Here is a 14175-nt window from a genome sequence, read left to right on the forward strand (position 1 = left end):
GTTCGACTGTATGTGTCAATACTAAAAAACCATATAACAAAAAGTTTATATGGTTAGTCTATTTATCTAATATATTGGATGTAATTTTATCTTTCTATTATTATACAACTATGACATACATGTTTTTTATCCTGCCAATCATACATTTGCTTCAGATTATGTGTAGAAACTTCTTCATAATTACATGTAATAGGTTCAATGTTTTGCTTATCATCAAGCCATATTGACCATAGTTCTAATTGATGTCCTTCACTAATATTTTCTTTTAAGTATTCTAATAACTGCTTTACTCTTAATTCCGAATACCCAAAATTTACTGAATAAATGGATGGTTTATCAGTATACCATCTCACGTTTTTCTCATATTCAGTATCTTTTGTAATAACCAGTTCATCTAAATCGCTTTCTTTTTCAAGGAACAATATCTTATCATTTGGGTTCATATTCTCCCAAGGCATAAATGCATGTGCTTTTATTCCTAATTCAATGGCCTCTTGCACAGTGATAATTTTTTTCTTTGAATTTTCAACTTCTGGTATTTCATAATTAGTTGCTATAAACGAATAAGCACTCATATAATCACATCCTAAAAATAATTTGTGTTTGTACTAACCTAATTCATCATTTCTTACTATTTCGAATCATTATTACCATTGTATAGCATAAAAGCAAGAATTAAAAGCAGTCCAATTATGGCAGCATATTTTCCTAGTTTGGCACAATTAAAAACGTCACAAACTTTTATTGATTTCTTCTTCATCTTTAGTTTCAAAGTAACTTTCGTATTCATGTGAAGTGTTAATTAACCAAGGCTTATGATTTTTTATAAAAGACAAGTCCTCTGGTAAGTTTGGTTGAACCCAATCATGTAGTGAGTTTGATACTTGCTTTAGTATTTCTTTAGCATGATCATCAGTATTGTAATAATATACCAATGCAGGTTGCTCACCACCATATATTGTACCTGGCCATTCAAATTGCTCTTTTACTTCTTTTAGAGATGGTTGTAATTTTTCTAAAACGTAATTAATATTAGTATTTATATCCATATTACTTCTTACCACTAATACAAATTCATTACAAACTTCAAAAGCTAAATCTATTAAATCTCTATAAATCTTTTCTCTTGGATTAGTTTCTATAAACATAAATTTCCCTCCTTGTAACTTCGACATATACGAAGATTGCGTCACTGATTATCTCTTAATATTCAATGCTTTGTTGATAGTTTTTTGAATAAATTCGCTACAGCATTTACCTAAAGGATTGTTAATTTCACACTTCCCATTTTTCATTGCTCCTGTAAGCATAATAATATCCTTCATATCTTTCGCTCCATCATTAAGAACAGCATTTATAATTTGTTGCTCTGTAACTTGGTTGCAATAACATATATATTTGGGGTTAGCGTCTTTTTTAAACCATATAGGTACTTTTACTTGTTGCTTATTGTATGATATGCCTAAATTAGGGTTAAAGTATACAACATTACATCCCTCATTCATACAAATAAAATAATTATAATCTTTTATTTGGTATGTTAATTCATCAATAACTAAATGCTTTATAGTAATGTTTTTTACTTCTATACCCTCACTATTACATATAGGGCAAAGGTTATTATTCTCCACTACACGAGTAGAGTCTTGCTCACTTGCTCAACACGATTTTTTTATCACTTGTTCTTGCATAATATACTATGCCTCCTCAAATCTATTTTAAGCATCAAACAGAAACTTTATATATTTATTTAGTTAGCCATTTTCTACCAACGCGACATAACCTTCATTACTCTTTAGCACCCAACCCGTGCTCATGGCCTTGTCTGTGCTTGTTACCGTAGTCGGTTTCGTGTATGTACACGGTGACGTGTACGTGCCCATAGATATATCCGTACTATTATCAGTGTTTTCAATGCTTTATCCATTAATGGCATTCTTAAAATCTTGACCGTATTTTCTTTTTCATATACAGCATAGGCTATTCTGTGCTGTATATTTATCCTCCTTGAATAAAATCCTTTTAAATTTCCAATAAGTTTTTCATATGATGGAGGAGTTTGATAAGGGTTTTCTTTTATAAAAAAATCAATTACTTGACTTATTGTATAAATTTTACACAAATGTTACAATGTGAATAAATTTAACCTAAAATATATTTATACTATATTCTATTTAAAATATACGGGGGGGGGATTATAGTGACTAAAAAGAAAAAGATTATTTTTTCTTCAATTATTTTATTTATAGTAATGATTATCATTGTATGTTATGCAAGTTATAATTATATTTTTAAAAATAAATACACTATTTATATACCAAAATCTTTAACAACAAACCTTTATTCTACTAAAGATAGTAACTGTTATAAAGATATAAATTTAGAACATCTTTCTGTATTTTGGTCTAATCCATATTCACAGCAATTCTATGATGATACTCAAGAATCAAAAGAAAAAGGCAAAAAAATACTAGATTATTTAAATGAGTTTAATATAAAAGAAATACATCCTGTTAAATTTTTAAATAATGATACTCCAAAAAAAAATTTTTCGATTATTTTTTATTATAAAGATCGATTTATATACTTATATTATCCTAATAAATTTGTATTTACAATAAAGATAGTAGGAAAAGATGATACTGAGAATTCTCAGACAATTGAGAGAGCTTATCTAATAAAAGATAATTATATTGATGATAATAAAATTGAAAGTTTATTAAAAAATTAAAAATATTGTAAAAATAATTTTTAGTGGTAATAAGTAAATAAGACGCCAAATTGGCGTCTTATTTATCATAGAATATATGTTTATCTAAAGAACAATGTTATTTATAGTTAATTTATAATAACATTGGGTATCCTTAGTCTGATTACATTACAACTTATTTTTTCACAGCATCCATAAGCATGTCCATAGCCATTCTAAATATCTCCGATTCTTTTATCCTTTTTCCTTTGTTTTTCTTAGTCAGTTGTTTTGATAGATCCTTTACAAAATCTGATTGATCTTTTCTTAAATAGGCCACACATCTTACAAATTGTTCATTATTGCTCAGTAAGGAATCTAGCACTGAATCCGTATTTATAACTGTAGCTTGTGACATGTCTGTAGTTGCATCTGTATCTGTGCACGGTTTTGTGTCTGTACACGGTGACGTGTACGTGCCCGTTACTATATCCGTATTGTTACCAGTGTTTTCAATTCTTTGATCAGCAATGGTACTCTTGAAAAATGAATCTGCACCTTGTCCTTTTTTTACTCCTTGTGATTGAAGTTCATTTACTTTTTTCATCTTATCGGCTAGGCTTATTTTGTTGCGTCCCATGCTATAACCTCCTTAGCTAATTCTTGATAGGAAATAGATCCTTCGAATTTTCTATCAAAGGTCATAATAGGTTGTCCAGCTAAAACTGCATCTGGAAATTTTATTGATTTTTTTATCATGGAATTAAAAACAGGATAACTATTTCTAAGCTCTGCTACTACATCTTTGTGGTGTGTTGTTCTATTGTCGTATAAAGTTATTAATATTCCCATTAAGGTAAGCTTTTTATTTAATCTTTTTACCTTAGCCATGGTTTTTTCAAGCAAATTGAAGCCTCTTAATGCAAGATACTCCGGGGACATAGGTACAATTACAACATCACATGCAGCTAATGCATTAATAGTTAGGAGCCCAAGTGACGGAGGGCAGTCGATTAATATATAGTCAAAGTCTGCTTTCACGGGGTCAAGTGCGTCCCTTAATTTGAATTCTCGACCTACTTCAGATACTAGTTCCATTTCTGCGGCAGAAAGGTCTATGGTAGATGGTACGAAATAGAGAAGCTCATTAAATAAAATTAATTTCCTTATATCCACATCATCAATCAGTGCATTATAAATTGTTTTTTCTAAATTTTCAGGCTCAAGACCTATTGAAATTGTTAAACTGGCTTGTGGATCTAGATCTATCATTAATACTTTCATGCCAAGTTCTGTAAGAGCTACCCCTAAATTTAATGTTGACGTTGTCTTGCCAACGCCTCCTTTTTGATTGCTCACTGCAATGATTTGTGCCATTATATATCCCCTCCGTCTAGTTCCTTTTTTATACCTTCTTTAATATATGTAACCATTTGTGCGGATCTGCTCCGTTCACTTTTTCGGGCTATTTCTTTCAGCTGCTTTTCCAGCTCTATACTCATAACAACAGGTACAATAACATGAGTTTCTTTATTAATTGCCATTGTAACACCTCCATTATCGTTAGTATATCATGGTTATTAACTGTTAACAACTACAAGTTAAAAGCAATTCAAGCTTAGCTGAAATTTTGGACAAACTTACTCACTGCTATATAATTGTAAATTTATTTAAAGTTACTGATATGGGGGTCTCTGTAGCAATGGAACAAAAACAGGAATGTAAAATACAATTTATACTATTACCGTCGTGTTAATCTCTAATGATATGGGTGATCATTAAAATCATGATATCCATATATTCTTCTAATTTCTTGAGTGTGACGTCTAATAGTTCTAACAACACAATAATTTGATAAACTATTTACATTTAATAAGTATTAAAGAGAATTTTGATACAAATGCGCCTCAAGGAAAATTAATGATTACTATTTTTTAGGCTTTTAGGCAATTTGAAAGAGATATTATAGTTCAATGGATAAAAAGAAGGACTTGAAAGGGCAAAAGCTAGAGGTAGAAAAGCTGGGCGTCAGAAAGTTAAAGATAAAAATATTGAAAAGGCATTGAACCTATATAATTCAAAAGAATACAGCATAAGTGAAATCGTAGCAATGTCTGAAATAAGCCAGTCAACATTATATAGATATATTAGGAATCAATATTAATAATTTTTAGGAAATGGGGAATAGGAACTAATTGGAATAGAATTGTGAGCACTACACCAGATAGGCTGTATTACTTTGTAAAAATGGTGTTTAATGGTATAATATTTCTAGTGATTAAGTCGTAACCGTATTTTATTGTGTAGTAAAATTTATAACCAAAAGGCATCAATGACTTTTTTTAAGATTGATGATAAACATCAAAATAAAAGAACTCAACATTTCTGGTTAATGATTTGAAGGGTTACCTGTAATAGAAAAACACTTTACAATTCAATTAGAAATAAATGCAATATTCAAAAAACTAACTATGTCAAGTGTTTTTTAATAAATATAAGAATTTTTCAAAAAAAATTGTTCCAGATTATGGGGTAAGAATGAAAATTGCTCATCCGCGACTACGATATAGGGGGACTAAGGTTTTCCGAATTCACTAATGAAGAGTAAGGGGGATTTTTAATGCTTACAGTATTCCTTTGTGAGGACAATAGCATTCAACGAGAAAAGATAGAAAAAGTTATATCAGATACAATTTTGAATTATAACTTAGATTTAAAAAAAGGTATATTTTCAGAGACACCTTTTTCTATAATAAAGTACTTAGAGAATCATAAAGATTGTACAGGTATTTATTTTTTAGATATTGATTTAAAATCTACTATGGATGGTCTAGAGCTTGCCAAAGTCATTCGCAATCTTGATCCTTTCGGATATATTATATTTGTTACGTGTCATTATGAATTAAGCTTTATGACTTTTCAGTATAAAGTGGAAGCGATGGATTATATTATTAAAAATAATGATACTGGCATGGAAAATAAAATTAAAGATTGCTTAATGGAAGCTTATAATAAATATCTAAATAAAAAAAATATACAATATTTTTCCATAAATTTAGCAAATCGAGTTCTTAAAATTCCTTTTGACGAAATTTTATTTTTTGAAACCACAGAAACGAATCGTAAAATAAGAATTCATGGTTTAAACCAACAGGTTGAGTTTTATGACTCTATGAAAGAACTAGAGAAAAAATCAAATGGAAAATTTTACAGAACACATCGGAGTTATCTTGTGAATTTAAAAAATATTAAAGAAGTAAATAAGGGGACACTGACCATTTATATGGTAAATGATGAAAGGTGCTATGTATCTTCAAAATATTTGAAAGAATTGCTGAATAAATGGATATAAAATTGGATAATTTTGTATACTCTCTTATTTTATCTCTTGCTCTGAGCTGCAGTGCTTATAACATAAAATTTATAAAAATTAATATTTTAAATTTTATTATTTTAACATTGATTAATTTTTCTATATATATGGTTTGTTCTTTTATAAATCCCATAATTACAGTGCCTGCTTCTATTTGTTTTATGAGTACATATTTGTTTTTTGTTAGTAGACAGATGTATAATTCTATTATTACTGCTCTTTTGGTGAATTTTATTTTTGGGGTAAGCGATGCTATTTCTGGTACAATTGTATTAAAAATTTTTGAAGTAAATTATAGTATATTAAGAGAAAATTTTAATCTACACATAAATACTCATATTTTGGTATTTATAGTGAGTTTTTTTATTAGTAAATGTATAGGAATTTTTTTTATAAAAACCCCAGTGAAACCTTTCTTTATAAAATTTCATTTAACCAATAAAACATTTGCCGTGATTTATATTGGTATTTCATTATTTATACTGTATATATATGTTCAACTCTGTAAGAAAATAAATTTTAATGGAAATAAAATTTTCACATTAAATATAATTATCTTCATATTATATTTTATGCTAAGTCTTTTAGTTTTCTATTTAAACCATAAAAGCATAAGGAATCACCTAGAATTAGAATTTAAGGAAAAAGAATTAGCGCAGTTAAAAGAATATACTTTTATGATAGAAGAGCTTGCTTGTGATTTGCGAAAATTCAAACATGATTATAATAACATACTATTTAGTATAAAAGACTTTATAGAAAAAGAAGATTTACCAGGCTTTAAACGATATTTCACTGAACAACTTTTGCCAGAAAGCAATGCAATTTTAAAAACAGATATGAATTTATCTGTTTTACAAAAAATTCAGATAGATGGCTTAAAAGGACTGATTTCTTCTAAAATACTCTCTGCACAACATCTAGAAATAAAAGTAACAATAGAAATTTCGCAAAAAATTTCTATTGTTAGCATACATACATTGGATTTATGTAGAATTCTAGGTATACTTTTTGATAATGCAATAGAAGGCACTTTATTATGCAAAAAATCTAAGATAGAATTCGCAATACTAATAGAGAATAACTGTACTCTATTTTTAGTTTCGAATACTTGTTCATTGGATGTTCCACCTATTTATAAATTATATGAAAAAGGCTTTTCTACCAAAGGATCTAATAGAGGTTTTGGATTAAATATTGTCAAAACTATAACAGATGAAAAATATTCAAATATTATGTTGAATACCAAAATAGGGTCTGGAGTATTTGTGCAAGAATTAGCAATTTATTCTTAAAAACGAACAAGATGCCATAAATAGTTTGTTCATTTTAGTTTTTCTTATATAAGGATGTTGGCATTTTAGGTTCTGAAAATGTCCAACCTGCACATAATGCAGAAGATGTAGCTGCCATAAACATTGCACAAACACTCAACATTTCAGCTATATGGTTTTTAATCTTTATATTTATCATAGTTTCTATACTCCTTTCTAAACAATTTATATATTGCAGGTGTTATTAAAATAGATTCCGTAAGAACAGAGAAAGTGATCAAGTTTATATAAATAGTATCAAATTTTATCCATGTAACTATATAAAGAATAACCACCATTGAAAGAGAACATTTTTTTAGTTTTTTTCTTAATGAAACACTTATAAGGGGGCGTTCTGCTGTATCTGCTGGTGCATACTTAAACATCAGCAAAAAACTTAGTATAAATACTATAGATATTAAAAATTTATCTGTTTTTAAATAAAGGCTTAAATAAGTGTTTCCAAGAAAGAGAATATAATTCACAGTAATACACCATATGGTAGAACTCGCATGAATGCCACTGGCAAAGGTTCGGAGTAGTGCAAAGCTACTGAATGCAATTACCGTATATTGAAATACGCCTAGAAAATATGCTGTTAAAAATAAAATAAACAGTTCTATAATGTTAATAAAAAGCACATGAAGACCATATTGTATTTTTTCCAAGGCTACTTCGGATTTAACGGAATTTTTCCTAATAAAATCTGTACATATACTGCTAAACTGTGCTATAAAATCCATCAGAATCCTCCATTTTTTCAAATTATAACATTTTTATTGATTTAAAACCATATATATTTCGTAAAAGACACGTTTTTCATCGTAAATGATAAAAAACCTTTATTTATGCACAAATTTACCATTTACAATGAAGAAATAGGAGTTTGCGATAGTTCTATTGAAAATAAATATAATATTGGTAAAATAGGAACTAGTTAGCTAACTGTTTGATTTTTAGAAGAAATGAGAGATACATATGCATATAAAACAGAAATTTATAATTAAGTTATTTTAGGGGGAGTTTAAAATGTTAAACAAAAAAATATTATCAATGCTTCTATGTGGAACATTAGCAACAGTTACCACTACTACAGTTTTTGCAGGTACTTTAACACAAATTCAAAGTAATAAAACAAGTATAATACAAACAATCAAAGCAAAACCAGCTGCTACTGATGCTGATATTCTAAAAGCTTTGAAGGAACTTCCTTATACTGATGCTGAAAGAAAAGAAATATTACAAGGAATACATGAAACTAGGGATGAAGTTAATGCAATAAAAAATTCAAGAGGTAAACTATCATGGGCTGTCAAGGCTTTGAGGGTTGCTTGGGATAAAATACCTACTAAGGTTAAAACAGCTATAGGTGGGTACGTAGGATTTGAAAAAATGATGGATGTCATCGAAAACTACACTGGTGCAATTGAAGATGGTATTTATAAAGGTGCATTAGAAGTTACTGGTAATTCAACTGCGGCTTGGTGGATAAGCAAAACTTTAATGTTATTTTTATAATTTAATGTGAAATGAATACATTAAATTATAATATTACAATAGCTATATATTAAGTTTATTGTAATAATCAAAAATTTAGATTAAAATATTCCTAACGCTTATAATTGATTTCATCAATAAAAAAAAAGAGGCTTAGCCTCTTTTTTTATAGTTATGGAGGGAAATGCTATGGCAAATGCTGAAAATCTCACAAAAAGAAAAAAGGTATTAAGTATATTATTTAGTGTATTCACGGTTATTTTAACAATTTTAGTAATAGGAGTTGTTTTTAATATTTATTTTTCAATAGGTTATCTATTTATCCTCATCGTTCATGAATTGGGTCATTATATTGGAGCAAAATTTTTAAATATAAAGATTATCTTCGGTGGATTAACACCTTTTGGTGCATATATAATACATGATGATATTAAAAGTTGTAAGGAAAATGCGCTTGTTGCAATAGCAGGTCCTCTATTTGGAGGAATATTGGCTTTAATTTACTATTTAATTTATCATTTCACTGGAAATTCTACATTTTTCGTATTAAGTTTTGTTTCAGTATCAATAAATTTATTAAATTTAATTCCTGTACAACCTTTTGATGGGGCATACGTTGCGGAAATAATATCACCTATTATAAGTTATATAGGGTTGATATTTTTATTGTTTATAGCTATAACATCAAAGCATAAGCTTTTATGGGTTATTTTATTGGCCATAGGGATAGGCAAAACCTATGAATTAAGGGAAAAATATTATAAGGACAATTATTTTAGAGTAGAGAGAAATACTAAGGTGAAGTACATAACATACTATGGTACATTGCTATTATTATTAGGATTTAGCACACTGTATTTTTATCAATTTAGTAATCTTCAAGCATTAATTATAGATATTTTAAGATTTAAGGGTTGAATTGATGTATTATGGCTGAGTAGATAAATAGTACAAATGGGGGGATCTGCTACGTTCACTTTTTCGGGCTATTTCTTTCAGCTGTTTTCCAGCTCTATACTCATAACAACAGGTACAATAACATGAGTTTCTTTATTAATTGCCCTTAATATAAATAAAATGTAGTCAGTAAACTTGTCCAAAGTAAAAAAAAATTCTTTCCCTCTAGGGGTAACAAGTCCTACGGCATAACAGTAGGACTTGTTTTTGTCCTCGCAATATTGATATCGTCAGATGGAAATTAATGTAAAAAAACTGTGATATACAAATAATGACAATATAAAAACCCTACTTTTGTGATAGACTTGTAGAAATAGTATTTAATGGTATAATATCTTTAAAAGTTAGGTTGGATTGGTAGAATATTGTGGTGGAATTACTAAATATTTAATGAAAAAAAATATTCCAGTCCATAGGTTGTAATACCTGAAATTTATAAGTAAAATCAAGATCATATAGAAAGGATAGAGGTGTGGTATGAGTTATGGAGCATTATTAATTAAAGCTATTAAAAAAAGTTTACCGTCAACAATAGGGTGTATTATTGGAATAATACTTGCTTATCTATTATTTTTGCGTTCCAATGGCTTTACTTCTATTAAATATGTCTATATTAATATTATAGGGTTTGTTATTAGTTTTTTTATAATTGCAGGTACAAAATGGCTGTCTTATATTTTTAAACTTCACAAGAAATAGAAGACAGTCAATTGCTGTTTTTTACACGAATAGTATAAAGACAATATTGCCAAATAAGATGGAAGAGGAATTCATGTTAGAAAAAGCTATAATTGCATGTGTAGTAAACTATAAAGTATTGAATTGAAAAGGAGTGGTATAACATGTTTATTAACAGATTATTTATTACACTAGTAATATTTATAATAGTTAACGTAATAATAGGTCTTTATTATTTCTCAAAACAAGAATACAATAGGTTTTCTGTAAGTTTCTTATTAGATAAAGCTACGCTAAATTTAATTAAATCAAAGGGAATAAATCAAAAGAATTATAAGAAAATTAAATTCATATTAAATATCCGAACGATATTGATAATACTACTAGTAATAGCAGGAATTTATACGGTTTTTAAACCAGCTAATACGACTATTGTATATATCTTATTTATTCCAATCATAATAATTAAATTTATATCAAATGAGCGTATTAAAAATTTATTATAAATAACGAGATTAGAAGTTGTTAATATTGTGGCTTCGCAGGTGATGATTTAATTATTGTGCCTCTTCTTAAATCTAACTATAAAGAAAGCTACTATTACAGTACCAACTAAAAGTAAAATTACTACAAATTGATTATTGCTTAAATATGATTGAACTTTATTATTTTGTACTGTTTCCTTACTTTCCACATAACTTATTTTTTGCCATAGTTTGAAGAAACCTTGATACAATGTCGCTACTTGAAAGGTTATCATAAATTTGCTTATACAAGATATGATAAAGAAAATTATTTGATGCAAAAGGAGAAAATAATTAATGAATATAGTAATTAGGGAATTGAAATATGTTGATTTAGTTCCAGATTTATTAGAACATTTCAATCGTTATCAGAAAATTTCAAATGTTTGGAGGATGATTGATGGTAAAAAATTATTGATAGAAAACCCATTTATTGAGAATTGGGATAATGAATTAAAACGAGAAATTGTTTATGAAGATTTTACCGATTGTATAAATAGTGGAGGAATTGTTTTTGGTGTGTTTTATAATGGCAACACCCTTATAGCATTTTCATCATTACTACATAACTTTTTTGGGAGTCAAAAGCAATACGTACAGTTAATGCAGTTACATATTTCTACTGAGTATAGGCGATTAGGATTTGGAAAAGAACTGTTTGCCTTATGTGTTAAGAAAGCTAAAGAATGGGGTGCAAAAAAACTTTATATATCAGGGCATTCAGCAGAAGAAACCCAACAATTTTATGAAGCTGTTGGGTGTGTGGATGCAAAAGAAATTAATGATGACATAGCTAGCCATGAGCCTTTTGATGTTCAATTGGAGTACAAATTATAATACTTATAAATTAGTGGTTATAGCTAATATTTAATACGGAATATTTTTCTTATACGACAATAGAACAACACACCACAAAGCTGTAGTTGCAGAGCTTAAAAAGAGTTATCTTGTTTTTCATTCTATGATGAAAAAAGCAAATGAACTTCAATCACAAGGAGTAAAAAAAGGACAAGGTTCAGATGCATTTTTCAAGAGTACCATTGATGGTAAAAGCATTGACAACACGGATAATAGTACAGATACATTCACGGTCACGTACACGCTACCGTGAATAGACACGAGTACGTTATTTTTGTTTTGAATAAGTTTACTGACTGCGACTCCAATTTACGATAATAATGCTATAATCAAATAAATGTTTTATATGGGGTACGGCAACATAAAAGGCTTCTCTCTTTTCTATGTCCAAAAAATCTTCAGAGTTGAAATACGGGTACAGACGACATACATGGTGAGTCCCGAAAGGGCGTATATTCTAGCAGGTGGGAATCCTGTCAAGGTAAGATTTAGCAAATCGCTTTTTATCGAGTTAATCTATACATCAATATAAATTTCCAATGAAATAAAGTAGGATTTCTCCTACTACAAACTTAATGATTCTTAAATTTTTAAAACACTTCTTCTTGAGTTATTAATTTGGTGTCTCCAACATTTCCGACAAAACCCACGCAAAGTAATTAACCGGGTAAGGTTTGTTGGTTTCACTCATGTTAAGGCAAAAACAGCTGCTGGGCTTATATGTATTATGTGCTTGCTACTAACAACCACACTTCAAGAGTAGCGAAACAAAGAAATGTTTTGAACAATTTAAAATGAAACTGTAGTATACCATGTGTTGCTCATTTTGTTTAGTTTACAATAACATTTATTCGTTACATACGGGGATAATATTTTTCATTGAAGAATCTTTTTTAAAGTGAATCCACATTCCCAATCCGATTAAAGATGTGAGAATTTGAGCTATAGTTATTGACCAAATTACGCCATACAAACCCAGAAAGATATTTCCGGCGATCATGGTTGGAATTAATAACACCCCTTCCGCCATCGACAAGATAGAAGCTTCTTTTTCCCTACCTACTCCCTGAAATATTCCTATAAATAGTCCTGAAAAGCTGACGAACAAGGAAGATATTAACAATGCAGCTAACGTAGTGACTCCAACCTGGATGACCTGTGGGTCTTTGCTGAAGAATTCAAATACCTGTGTGCGGAAAATCATCATTATCACGGTTATGATAAGAACTAGAACTGTAATATACAACGCGGTTGTTTGAATGATTTTTTTCATCCTTTTGATATTCCCCGCTGTATAAGAATACGCAATTAGGGGTATAACGCCCATGAATAAACCCATACCGATGAAATCGGAAATCTGTGCCACCCTCAGGGAAATTCCAAAAGCGGCAACTACGGACTCGCCATACCTGATGGAAAAGTTATTGAGCAAAAGTGTTGAAACAATCATAAATAAACTTTGTATTAGGACGGTTATTCCAATTTTAAAGATTCCGTTGGTGACCTCCAGATTGGGTTTGAAGGCCTTTGGGGATACAGTCAGAAACAGGCTTTTCTTTTGCAGATAAAAAACATAGTAAATCACTGCACAAAGGTTACCTAGAATGGTAGCCATAGCTGCTCCGGCCACTCCCATATGGCACAAAAAGATTAGAATAGGGTCAAGTATGATATTGACAATAACACTGATGGTCATTCCATACATTGATTCTTTAGAAGCACCTTCTGCACGGACGACTTCGCCCAAAGCAAAATTTGCAATTACAACAGGACTTCCCATCAAGAATACCAGAATAAACTCCCTGGTTGGCTGGATTGTGTCACCTTGCGCGCCCAACACCTGCAGAATTGGATGGAGAATAGGAAGGCAGATAATTATTAATAGTAGACCTGCAATTAAACTAAAATAGAACGTCACGGAAGAAACAGTTTTTGCTGCATCATGCTTTTTTTCACCCAGTAAGCGTGAAATATAAGTACCGCCTCCGATTCCAAAAACATTTCCGATTGCCATTTGAATAGTCATAAAGGGTAAAGCTAATGCAATCGCCGATAACATCTGCGTCTGGTTAAGTTTTCCGATAAAAAAGGCATCTACTAGGTTATAGAATACATTCAAGCACAAGCCAAGCATCATGGGTAAAGACATATGCGCGATTGCTTTCCAGATAGGTGAGTTTTCAAAATAATAAGCATTTGGATCTGTTTGGTTCATAAAAAATCCTCCTATAAAACTTAGTGTTCTAAGTTTTATATTGTAATTTTAATCTATTCCAAAAATAGATG

At 29.6% G+C, this 14175-nt stretch carries 19 protein-coding genes; 8 read left to right on the forward strand and 11 right to left on the reverse strand.

Annotated elements, in window-relative coordinates:
* Nucleotides 1-86: 86 nt before the first annotated feature.
* The 4 genes from G9F71_RS25425 to G9F71_RS25440 form a co-directional block, all read right to left on the reverse strand.
* The gene (locus G9F71_RS25425) at nucleotides 87-575 is read right to left on the reverse strand and encodes a hypothetical protein (protein WP_164952104.1); all 489 of its coding nucleotides are present in this window, start codon (nucleotides 573-575) and stop codon (nucleotides 87-89) included.
* A gap of 156 nt (nucleotides 576-731) precedes the next feature.
* Nucleotides 732-1148 carry a stage III sporulation protein AH gene (locus G9F71_RS25430; RefSeq protein ID WP_164952105.1) on the reverse strand — a complete coding sequence of 139 codons (417 nt, stop codon included), beginning with the start codon at nucleotides 1146-1148 and terminating at the stop codon, nucleotides 732-734.
* 48 nt (nucleotides 1149-1196) lie between these two features.
* Entirely contained in the window at nucleotides 1197-1691 is a 495-nt protein-coding gene (locus G9F71_RS25435; RefSeq protein ID WP_318011122.1) for a Csac_0668 family 2Fe-2S cluster-binding (seleno)protein, read from the reverse strand.
* 143 nt (nucleotides 1692-1834) lie between these two features.
* Nucleotides 1835-2122, reverse strand: a complete 288-nt coding sequence (locus G9F71_RS25440) for a Txe/YoeB family addiction module toxin (RefSeq protein ID WP_164947904.1) — start codon at nucleotides 2120-2122, stop codon at nucleotides 1835-1837.
* A 78-nt stretch (nucleotides 2123-2200) separates the two neighbouring features.
* Between G9F71_RS25440 and G9F71_RS25445 the strand changes: the two genes are divergently transcribed.
* Nucleotides 2201-2731: a hypothetical protein gene (locus tag G9F71_RS25445; RefSeq protein ID WP_164952107.1), complete on the forward strand. Its 531-nt coding sequence runs from the start codon at nucleotides 2201-2203 to the stop codon at nucleotides 2729-2731.
* 154 nt (nucleotides 2732-2885) lie between these two features.
* Here the strand turns inward: G9F71_RS25445 and G9F71_RS25450 are convergent, their stop codons facing one another.
* The 3 genes from G9F71_RS25450 to G9F71_RS25460 are packed head-to-tail and all read right to left on the reverse strand — an operon-like array spanning nucleotide 2886 to nucleotide 4233.
* On the reverse strand, nucleotides 2886-3329 hold the full coding sequence (locus G9F71_RS25450; protein ID WP_164952108.1) for a hypothetical protein: 444 nt from the start codon (nucleotides 3327-3329) through the stop codon (nucleotides 2886-2888).
* A complete protein-coding gene (locus G9F71_RS25455) occupies nucleotides 3311-4066 on the reverse strand; it encodes a ParA family protein (RefSeq protein ID WP_164952109.1) in 756 nt (251 codons plus the stop codon). The genes G9F71_RS25450 and G9F71_RS25455 overlap by 19 nt, the downstream gene beginning before the upstream one ends.
* Nucleotides 4066-4233: a hypothetical protein gene (locus G9F71_RS25460; protein ID WP_164947900.1), complete on the reverse strand. Its 168-nt coding sequence runs from the start codon at nucleotides 4231-4233 to the stop codon at nucleotides 4066-4068. Before G9F71_RS25460 ends, G9F71_RS25455 begins: the two co-directional genes overlap by 1 nt.
* A 518-nt stretch (nucleotides 4234-4751) precedes the next feature.
* Between G9F71_RS25460 and G9F71_RS25465 the strand changes: the two genes are divergently transcribed.
* The 3 genes from G9F71_RS25465 to G9F71_RS25475 all read left to right on the forward strand — a co-directional run bounded on the left by G9F71_RS25465 (nucleotide 4752) and on the right by G9F71_RS25475 (nucleotide 7357).
* Nucleotides 4752-4853 (forward strand): helix-turn-helix domain-containing protein, encoded by a 102-nt coding sequence (locus G9F71_RS25465; protein ID WP_202018007.1) that lies wholly within the window; start codon nucleotides 4752-4754, stop codon nucleotides 4851-4853.
* Nucleotides 4854-5309: 456 nt separating this feature from the next.
* Nucleotides 5310-6041, forward strand: a complete 732-nt coding sequence (locus G9F71_RS25470; protein ID WP_164952110.1) for a LytR/AlgR family response regulator transcription factor — start codon at nucleotides 5310-5312, stop codon at nucleotides 6039-6041.
* 182 nt (nucleotides 6042-6223) lie between these two features.
* Entirely contained in the window at nucleotides 6224-7357 is a 1134-nt protein-coding gene (locus G9F71_RS25475; RefSeq protein ID WP_224626899.1) for a sensor histidine kinase, read from the forward strand.
* Nucleotides 7358-7391: 34 nt separating this feature from the next.
* Here the strand turns inward: G9F71_RS25475 and G9F71_RS25480 are convergent, their stop codons facing one another.
* Both G9F71_RS25480 and G9F71_RS25485 read right to left on the reverse strand, forming a co-directional pair.
* Nucleotides 7392-7535, reverse strand: coding sequence for an AgrD family cyclic lactone autoinducer peptide (locus G9F71_RS25480; RefSeq protein WP_164952112.1), 144 nt, complete (start codon nucleotides 7533-7535; stop codon nucleotides 7392-7394).
* On the reverse strand, nucleotides 7516-8118 hold the full coding sequence (locus G9F71_RS25485; RefSeq protein ID WP_164952113.1) for an accessory gene regulator B family protein: 603 nt from the start codon (nucleotides 8116-8118) through the stop codon (nucleotides 7516-7518). Before G9F71_RS25485 ends, G9F71_RS25480 begins: the two co-directional genes overlap by 20 nt.
* Before the next feature lie 286 nt (nucleotides 8119-8404).
* On the opposite strand from G9F71_RS25485, the gene G9F71_RS25490 reads away from it, so the two are divergent.
* From G9F71_RS25490 to G9F71_RS25500, 3 genes are all read left to right on the forward strand, one after another.
* Nucleotides 8405-8893, forward strand: coding sequence for a hypothetical protein (locus tag G9F71_RS25490; RefSeq protein ID WP_202018009.1), 489 nt, complete (start codon nucleotides 8405-8407; stop codon nucleotides 8891-8893).
* Between the two features lie 168 nt (nucleotides 8894-9061).
* Nucleotides 9062-9790, forward strand: coding sequence for a site-2 protease family protein (locus tag G9F71_RS25495; protein WP_164952114.1), 729 nt, complete (start codon nucleotides 9062-9064; stop codon nucleotides 9788-9790).
* An 881-nt stretch (nucleotides 9791-10671) separates the two neighbouring features.
* Nucleotides 10672-11013, forward strand: coding sequence for a hypothetical protein (locus tag G9F71_RS25500; RefSeq protein WP_164952116.1), 342 nt, complete (start codon nucleotides 10672-10674; stop codon nucleotides 11011-11013).
* A 47-nt stretch (nucleotides 11014-11060) separates the two neighbouring features.
* On the opposite strand, the gene G9F71_RS25505 is transcribed toward G9F71_RS25500, so the two are convergent.
* A complete protein-coding gene (locus G9F71_RS25505; RefSeq protein WP_164952117.1) occupies nucleotides 11061-11267 on the reverse strand; it encodes a hypothetical protein in 207 nt (68 codons plus the stop codon).
* A gap of 61 nt (nucleotides 11268-11328) precedes the next feature.
* Between G9F71_RS25505 and G9F71_RS25510 the strand changes: the two genes are divergently transcribed.
* Nucleotides 11329-11868 carry a GNAT family N-acetyltransferase gene (locus G9F71_RS25510; RefSeq protein ID WP_164952118.1) on the forward strand — a complete coding sequence of 180 codons (540 nt, stop codon included), beginning with the start codon at nucleotides 11329-11331 and terminating at the stop codon, nucleotides 11866-11868.
* A gap of 868 nt (nucleotides 11869-12736) precedes the next feature.
* On the opposite strand, the gene G9F71_RS25515 is transcribed toward G9F71_RS25510, so the two are convergent.
* A complete protein-coding gene (locus G9F71_RS25515; protein ID WP_164952119.1) occupies nucleotides 12737-14104 on the reverse strand; it encodes an MATE family efflux transporter in 1368 nt (455 codons plus the stop codon).
* Between the last annotated feature and the right edge of the window lie 71 nt (nucleotides 14105-14175).

This window comes from Clostridium sp. FP2 (assembly GCF_011065955.2).
Lineage (GTDB): Bacteria > Bacillota > Clostridia > Clostridiales > Clostridiaceae > Clostridium_AD > Clostridium_AD tagluense.

Coding starts and splice junctions, on each gene's coding strand:
- G9F71_RS25425 (WP_164952104.1), bottom strand. CDS start 575: ATGAGTGCTTATTCGTTTATAGCAACTAATTATGAAATACCAGAAGTT.
- G9F71_RS25430 (WP_164952105.1), bottom strand. CDS start 1,148: ATGTTTATAGAAACTAATCCAAGAGAAAAGATTTATAGAGATTTAATA.
- G9F71_RS25450 (WP_164952108.1), bottom strand. CDS start 3,329: ATGGGACGCAACAAAATAAGCCTAGCCGATAAGATGAAAAAAGTAAAT.
- G9F71_RS25455 (WP_164952109.1), bottom strand. CDS start 4,066: ATGGCACAAATCATTGCAGTGAGCAATCAAAAAGGAGGCGTTGGCAAG.
- G9F71_RS25460 (WP_164947900.1), bottom strand. CDS start 4,233: ATGGCAATTAATAAAGAAACTCATGTTATTGTACCTGTTGTTATGAGT.
- G9F71_RS25470 (WP_164952110.1), top strand. CDS start 5,310: ATGCTTACAGTATTCCTTTGTGAGGACAATAGCATTCAACGAGAAAAG.
- G9F71_RS25475 (WP_224626899.1), top strand. CDS start 6,224: ATGAGTACATATTTGTTTTTTGTTAGTAGACAGATGTATAATTCTATT.
- G9F71_RS25480 (WP_164952112.1), bottom strand. CDS start 7,535: ATGATAAATATAAAGATTAAAAACCATATAGCTGAAATGTTGAGTGTT.
- G9F71_RS25485 (WP_164952113.1), bottom strand. CDS start 8,118: ATGGATTTTATAGCACAGTTTAGCAGTATATGTACAGATTTTATTAGG.
- G9F71_RS25490 (WP_202018009.1), top strand. CDS start 8,405: ATGTTAAACAAAAAAATATTATCAATGCTTCTATGTGGAACATTAGCA.
- G9F71_RS25495 (WP_164952114.1), top strand. CDS start 9,062: ATGGCAAATGCTGAAAATCTCACAAAAAGAAAAAAGGTATTAAGTATA.
- G9F71_RS25500 (WP_164952116.1), top strand. CDS start 10,672: ATGTTTATTAACAGATTATTTATTACACTAGTAATATTTATAATAGTT.
- G9F71_RS25505 (WP_164952117.1), bottom strand. CDS start 11,267: ATGATAACCTTTCAAGTAGCGACATTGTATCAAGGTTTCTTCAAACTA.
- G9F71_RS25510 (WP_164952118.1), top strand. CDS start 11,329: ATGAATATAGTAATTAGGGAATTGAAATATGTTGATTTAGTTCCAGAT.
- G9F71_RS25515 (WP_164952119.1), bottom strand. CDS start 14,104: ATGAACCAAACAGATCCAAATGCTTATTATTTTGAAAACTCACCTATC.